Source organism: Caballeronia arvi, assembly GCF_001544695.2.
GTDB classification, from domain to species: Bacteria; Pseudomonadota; Gammaproteobacteria; order Burkholderiales; family Burkholderiaceae; genus Caballeronia; species Caballeronia arvi.
On record NZ_FCOM02000074.1, the window covers coordinates 22,586 to 28,763 of the forward strand.

Here is a 6,178-nt window from a genome sequence, read left to right on the forward strand (position 1 = left end):
CGCGCAGATGCACCGGCTGTCGCGTTCCCGCCGACTGAGGTTCCCTCGGTCTTTCGCCTTCCAGAGGCCTCGAGTTATGCAGCCGTATCCTTTGTCTGCTGAGCGGCAAGCCAGTCTTGCATGAACTGAGTTGGTGACATGAAGCCGAGCGATGAATGACGACGACAGCGGTTATAAAACACTTCGATGTATTCGAACAAGTCCGCTACGGCTTCGCGATGCGCGCGATATCTCGTGCCGTGCAGCCGTTCGTTCTTCAGGCTGTTGAAGAAGCTTTCCGTCGGCGCATTGGGGTTCGCAGACAACTGCGCCCGTAAGTGACGTTAAAAGCCGACGTTTTCAGGTAACTCGCCCGTACTATCCCCTTCATTTGCAGGAATTCGAACTGGTCCTTCACGCCCAGAACTGGCATGAGGACAGGGTTTGGTTTCACGACGCCCCAGCCGCTTCGCTGTCGCGGCGGCGGGCGCGGGGCTATTCATCTTGACGAAGGGCGCGCATCGAGATCACGCGGCGCGAAGGTCCTAATCACGTCAGGCGACAGGGCGCGGCAGCGCGTGCGCGAAGTGCCGATTCGATTGTAAGACCTTCTCTGCGTCGCGAGCATGCCGCCTCTCATAACGGCTCCCTTCCGAGGTCGGGGCCTCGCGTTGGCCCGCCGGGCTGCTCCAGCTTCGCCGCGCGACCCGTCCGCGCCGACTCGTAGATCGCATCGATGGATTCGCTGATCCTGCAAAATTTCCTCTCCGGACTTTCGCACGACAATCCGTGGAAGGCCATCCCGCTGGCTGCGGTCGCGGGTTTGATTTCGGCATGCTTGGGCGCCATTGCCGCCATGTGCGCGCAGTGCGACGTGGCCGGGTTCATTCACATGTGCCGCCCGAGATCCTGCTGCGGCCGTCGCAGATGCGCGGGCCCTCGCGGGACGCCGCTGCATGATTCCCGCGGCAAACTCATCGCCGCGATACGGAAGAGTCAGTGTCTCCGTGCGTTTTTTTCACGGACAACGGCGGTGCGATCGTCGATCCGGATTCGCAGCATGGCAGGCTCTTTCACGACATGATACTAAGCGTTCTCCATCATGCCTCAACGCGATCACATAGTGCATTACACGACGAGGCCGGACGTATCGGCGAGGCGTTTTAAGCGATGGTGCTGAGTGATTTCTCCGCAGGTCACTGGTTCGTCGGTTCGCCCGGGTCTTCGACGCCCTTCTCGATGTTGTCTTCTGATCGCCGTAATCCTTGCAATTGGCAAGTTGGTGATCTCCATGTCGCCTTTGAGCCATGCGGCTCAGAGGCGTCGTGACCGATCGCGATACCGTGGTTCTCGCCATATCCGTCGGCAAGGATTCGTCTTGAACGATGCAAGGGGTAACGAGCGAGCCCGTGGAGTGGCGCTTCGCATCGGACGACGTCGAAGACGCGATGCGGCAGCGGTTACAAATAGGGCGCATACCTGCAGGAATCAGGGAAAGAGCTCGTTGGCATGCTCACGATGGGCGACATCGCTACCTAGTCGGATGGCGAGGTGTCCTCGGTCACCGGCGCCATATGTACGCCATCGGTGCCTAGCCGATGAGGCAGGCAAGTGTCGGAACCGATTGGCACCTCGATTGCTGACATGGCGCAATGCCACCATCGGAGCCAATCATGGCGCCAGTTTCGAAGCCGTTGTGCCGGATCCTTTTCTTCACGCTGAGCCTCGCCGCGTTCGCTCAGGCAGGCGTCGCCCAGGAGAGCACGAACAAAAGCGGCAATCATGCGCGAGGCGGCGGACCGCAACTGCAGCTCATCGCCACGTTTGAACATCAGGTCACTGGCGTGACGGTCACGCCGGACAGCCGCACGTTCGTCAACTTCCCGCGCTGGACGGAGGACGCTCCCATCTCCGTCGGGGAACTCGGAGCGTCCGGCGATCTTCGCCCTTATCCCGATCCCGAATGGAATAGCTGGCGCAACGCGCGCCGCGACGAAGTTACGCCGCAGGATCATTGGGTATGCGTGCAGTCCGTCGTGGCGGACAAGCATGGGAACCTCTGGGTGATCGATCCCGGCGCGCCGGCGCAATCGCTCGTCGTGCCGGGCGCGCCGAAGCTCGTCAGGATCGATCTCGCGTCGAACCGCGTTGCGCATGTCTACGCGTTCGATGAAACCATCGCGCCCCAGGGCAGCTATCTTAACGACGTGCGCATCAGTCCGGACGGGCGTTTTGTCTATATCACCGATTCCGGCGTGCGCGGTGCGATTCTTGTCGTCGATACGGCATCGGGTAGCACGCGACGCCTTCTCGACGGCGATCCGAGCACGCAGGCCGACAAGGCCGTCACTGTGAAAGTCGATGGCAAGCCGCTGCAACAGACGGATGGCTGGCGTGTGAGCTTTTCGGCGGACGGCATCGCGCTGACGCCGGACGGACGCTATCTCTACTGGCAGGCGGTAAAGGGCAAAACGCTCTATCGTATCGCAACGGACGCGCTGCAGAAGCGCAGTTGAGTCCGCAACAGGTCGCCGAGCGCGTGGAAGTCGTCGGCATTGATGGACCGGCGGACGGACTCTGGTTCGACGAGCGTGGACGTCTCTATGTTTCGTCGGTCGAGCATCACGCGATTCGCGTGCGTGACGGCGAGCGCTTCGACACGCTGCTACGGGACCGCGCGCTGGTCTGGCCTGACACATTCTCGGAAAGCGCAGACGGCACGATATATATCACCGATTCGCGCATTCCCGACATGAGCTGGTTCGATCCGCAGAGTCCGATCGCGCTGCCGACGCGGCTGTATGCGATACGAGGACGTTAGCGCCGCACGACCCCGGGAGCGGCGTTACTCGTTCACCGTGGATATTGACGAAGAGGAAAAGCAGCGTATGGAACTGCAATTGGATGATCGTATCGTCCGCGTTCTCGGCTCGGGTTCGGCGCGGGACTCGCATCGGCGTCTGCGGCGTCGACGGGTGCGCTGCGCTCGGGCCGTGGGCTCTACGCCGCGTTGAACGCGGTAACGCACTGCCTGTGGCCGGACGCATCGGCGCAGGAACTGCCGAGCATCAGATACACCGCGCTAGGAGCGACAATCCACATGGGCAGCGCGGTATTCTGGGGCGTGATGTTCGAAGCCCTGTGAGGACGACGGAGCCGTCCCGCGAGAATCGTGAGCGCTGCCGCGGCGACCGCGATCGTCGCCTATGTGGTCGACTATCACGTGGTTCCGAAACGCTTCACGCCGGGATTCGAGACGCACCTGTCGAAGCGCGCGCTGGCCATGACCTACGTCGCGCTGGCTGCGGGCTTCGCAATCGCCGCGCTGGTGCGACGCGCGTCCCGCTGACGGGACTCGCCGCGCAACACGCCGCTTTGCTCTACGCATCGTGCCTCACTTCAGGAGCGGGCATCGAGCACGTGAGGCGCGGCGATGACCGAGCGTTCGCCGCGTTTTCCTCGGCCGGAAGATGAGATCGCCTCGCTTGATGTGCTCGCCGCTGGCCGAGCAGACTTCTTCCGCGCGTGCGCTGCAAGCGACCAGAATTGTTCGGCGAATGCAACCTAGCTGCGAGTCGGACCCGGACCCGGACGCCAAACGCGCGGTGGCTCGACGCGCTCAGTCCGCGCCGACCGCCGTTTGCACGTTCGCCGCATCCCTGACGCTCAGCATTATGATTGCAGCGTCGTACATGCGCGCGGCTGAAGAGTGCACGCGTGGCTCGAAGCGCAGGCCGGTCAAGCCGAGATCGCGCCGAGTCAGCGGGTCGCTTCCGCGCGACCCGAGGCACGAACAATGCGAACGCGTTTTCACCCTTGCAGAAGCGCCCTTTTTTACTGGAGGTCTCATGCTACGCGCCGCAATCTTCGATGTTGATGGAACGCTGGTCGATTCCGTCGACCTGCACGCGCTGGCGTGGTGCGAAGCGTTCGCGCACTTCGGACACGACGTCAGTTTCGAGGAAGTGCGTAGCCAGATTGGGAAAGGAGGCGATAAATTGCTGCCAGTCTTCCTTTCGGAAGCAGAGCTGCGCGAACAAGGCGAGCAACTGGAAACGTGGCGCAGCCAGCACTTCAAGGCTAATTATCTGACGATGGTGCGGCCGTTCTCGGCGGTCCCCGATGTGCTGCGGAAACTGCGAGATCAGGGCACGAGGATCGCGGTCGGATCGTCGGCTAAGAAAGACGAGCTGAAGATGTACCTCGATATCGCCGGCATTGCCGATCTGCTCGATGTTACGGTGTCGTCGGAAGATGTCGATCGCTCCAAACCGGACCCCGACGTGTTCGAAACGGCGCTGCACAAACTATGCGTCGAGCCTTTAGAGGCAATCGTCGTCGGCGACTCGCCGTACGATGCGCAGGCGGCGAAGGGAGCGGGCTTGCAAACGATCGGTCTGCTTTCGGGAGGGTTTTCCGAGGAGTCGCTCAGAAACGCCGGCTGTATAGCCGTTTATCCGGGACCCGCCGCGCTTCTGGCGAAGTTCGACCCGTCGCTGTTCGGGGGTTGAAACCTTCGGATATCTAGCGGAACCGCGTCACTCTTCGAGTTGCATGTCAGAAGCGCGGCGCGGCTTGTCCGAGAATCTGTTTCCCTCGCACTACTCGGGTTGCGATCGCGCATCTACAAGACCGCAAAGCATTGATTCGCACGTTCGAGCCATCGTTAAAATGCGAGCCGGCCGATCACGATAACTTGATTAGACAGTACTTCGAGGATGATCTCATTCGAACGGCCTAGCGACCGAGTCTATAACTCACCGGGATGGAAAAACGACGCCGATCAGTAGCGTTGTCGCAGGACATATGCGGCCGCATCGGCCAGCGCGGTCAGCAGCGGCTTTCTGAGTCACCGGGGGTGTCCTCGGTGCGGTTCTTGAGAAGGGGCGCTGGCAGCATTTCACCGGTGAACCTTGGTGCCTTCCACAGGGAAGCTCAGGAAGGGCAGAACGCCGACCTAAAAAAGGCGCCTCAAACGGCGCTGCTGACGATTCAACAACACCTCAAGATGGCTCAGTATCTCGCGGCTAAGAAAGGCGGGCAGTAAACGCACGGAGGCGACCGGGCAGAGTCGCGCGCTGCCGGCAACAAAGCCCGTCGAACGCGGCCATTCCCTTCAACGCTTCGTGCTTGAGCGCCACTTTCGCATATCAGCCCGGCGAATCGCGAAGCGCGGCACCCCTCATGGCGTCGGGCGAACGCGGGAAACCTCTGCGATCACTATAAAGCGCCGCGTAGTGTTCCGATCGCGCGTTGCGCCGTTTCGCCTGTTCATGGGCGTGCGATCTCGCCGCACACACGTCAAGCGCGGTGACGGTGGCGACGTTGAGGAGTGCGCCCCATACCCGATGACGCGCACCGCGCGCGTTCCGGCGCGGCGCCGCGATCAGGCTCAGAAAATCGAGCGCGTCGCCACCAATGCGGGCGATCAGATACGGCGAAGGATCGCTCGACGCCAGTATGCCGACGCCACACGCGATCTCGCGCAGGCCATACAGCCGCACGAGCGCCGGATCGGCGCGCACGCCGGACGCCTTTGCGACGCGACGCGCCGCAAGCAGCTCGGCGAAGCCGAGCGCAAGGCTAAATATGCCGAGGCCGCGGGAGAGGGAATCAGCTTCGGCGCGTCGGTCGGAATCGGTCGGATACGGGCTCATGCGGATCTCCTGTAGATCGGTGTGCGCTTTCGCATCACGTTTTAATGCTGCTCATAATCGAGAAAGTTGGGCGCAGCTTCTGAATTAGTCGCACGGTGCCGTGCACGGTCAAATCTTGACGAATGCCCGTTGGCCGCCTACTAATTCGTTGGCTCGCCCGGGTCTTCGACACCCTTCTCGATGTTGTCCTTCTGGTCGCCGTAGTCCTTCTGATTGGCGCCGTTCGTTATTTCAACGTCGCCCTTTACCTTGCGATCCTCATTGCCGGTCAACGTGCCGATCGCGGTGTCGGCCCAGCCTTTTACCTGTTCCTTGATTCCTTCTCTCTGGTCTTTATTCACGAGACCCTCCTGATGGTGTGTTTAGCCGCGCCCAAGTCCCGGGTCCCGCGGCACGGCGAAGGCGCGCACGAGCATATAAATGCCAGCAAGCCCGACGAGGACGTAGACGATGCGTGCGGGCGTGGAGCCCGCACCGAAGAGTGTGGCTACGAGGTCAAGCTGAATCAGACCGACGAGCCCCCAGTTCAGCGCGCCAATGAT

General features: G+C 61.6%; 8 protein-coding genes and 1 pseudogene. 5 read left to right on the top strand and 4 right to left on the bottom strand.

From position 1 onward, the window contains the following. Nucleotides 1-74: 74 nt before the first annotated feature. Nucleotides 75-290: pseudogene (locus AWB74_RS38765) on the bottom strand (IS3 family transposase); the annotation flags it as partial. Nucleotides 291-1,652: 1,362 nt separating this feature from the next. Here AWB74_RS38765 and AWB74_RS38775 point away from each other — a divergent pair. The 5 genes from AWB74_RS38775 to AWB74_RS48485 all read left to right on the top strand — a co-directional run bounded on the left by AWB74_RS38775 (nucleotide 1,653) and on the right by AWB74_RS48485 (nucleotide 5,026). Beyond that, nucleotides 1,653-2,495, top strand: coding sequence for a major royal jelly family protein (locus tag AWB74_RS38775; protein ID WP_235024857.1), 843 nt, complete (start codon nucleotides 1,653-1,655; stop codon nucleotides 2,493-2,495). Then, nucleotides 2,492-2,800 (top strand): hypothetical protein, encoded by a 309-nt coding sequence (locus tag AWB74_RS47735; RefSeq protein WP_235024858.1) that lies wholly within the window; start codon nucleotides 2,492-2,494, stop codon nucleotides 2,798-2,800. Before AWB74_RS38775 ends, AWB74_RS47735 begins: the two co-directional genes overlap by 4 nt. Nucleotides 2,801-3,151: 351 nt before the next feature. Further along, nucleotides 3,152-3,328, top strand: coding sequence for a hypothetical protein (locus tag AWB74_RS48480; RefSeq protein WP_327363053.1), 177 nt, complete (start codon nucleotides 3,152-3,154; stop codon nucleotides 3,326-3,328). 139 nt (nucleotides 3,329-3,467) lie between these two features. Further along, nucleotides 3,468-4,490 (top strand): HAD family hydrolase, encoded by a 1,023-nt coding sequence (locus AWB74_RS47740; RefSeq protein ID WP_235024859.1) that lies wholly within the window; start codon nucleotides 3,468-3,470, stop codon nucleotides 4,488-4,490. A 254-nt stretch (nucleotides 4,491-4,744) separates the two neighbouring features. Next, on the top strand, nucleotides 4,745-5,026 hold the full coding sequence (locus AWB74_RS48485; protein WP_061151875.1) for a hypothetical protein: 282 nt from the start codon (nucleotides 4,745-4,747) through the stop codon (nucleotides 5,024-5,026). A 103-nt stretch (nucleotides 5,027-5,129) separates the two neighbouring features. Here AWB74_RS48485 and AWB74_RS38800 read toward each other — a convergent pair whose 3' ends face one another. The 3 genes from AWB74_RS38800 to AWB74_RS38810 form a co-directional block, all read right to left on the bottom strand. Then, nucleotides 5,130-5,636 (bottom strand): hypothetical protein, encoded by a 507-nt coding sequence (locus tag AWB74_RS38800; RefSeq protein ID WP_061151876.1) that lies wholly within the window; start codon nucleotides 5,634-5,636, stop codon nucleotides 5,130-5,132. 140 nt (nucleotides 5,637-5,776) lie between these two features. Continuing rightward, nucleotides 5,777-5,977: a CsbD family protein gene (locus AWB74_RS38805; protein ID WP_061151877.1), complete on the bottom strand. Its 201-nt coding sequence runs from the start codon at nucleotides 5,975-5,977 to the stop codon at nucleotides 5,777-5,779. Nucleotides 5,978-5,998: 21 nt separating this feature from the next. Beyond that, the coding region (locus AWB74_RS38810; RefSeq protein WP_143749425.1) for a DUF378 domain-containing protein at nucleotides 5,999-6,178 on the bottom strand (180 nt) is incomplete at its 5' end.

Bases quoted from the DNA above. Each gene is read 5' to 3' on its own strand.
- AWB74_RS48485 (WP_061151875.1), top strand. From the start codon at position 4,745: ATGGAAAAACGACGCCGATCAGTAGCGTTGTCGCAGGACATATGCGGC.
- AWB74_RS38800 (WP_061151876.1), bottom strand. From the start codon at position 5,636: ATGAGCCCGTATCCGACCGATTCCGACCGACGCGCCGAAGCTGATTCC.
- AWB74_RS47740 (WP_235024859.1), top strand. From the start codon at position 3,468: ATGTGCTCGCCGCTGGCCGAGCAGACTTCTTCCGCGCGTGCGCTGCAA.
- AWB74_RS38775 (WP_235024857.1), top strand. From the start codon at position 1,653: ATGGCGCCAGTTTCGAAGCCGTTGTGCCGGATCCTTTTCTTCACGCTG.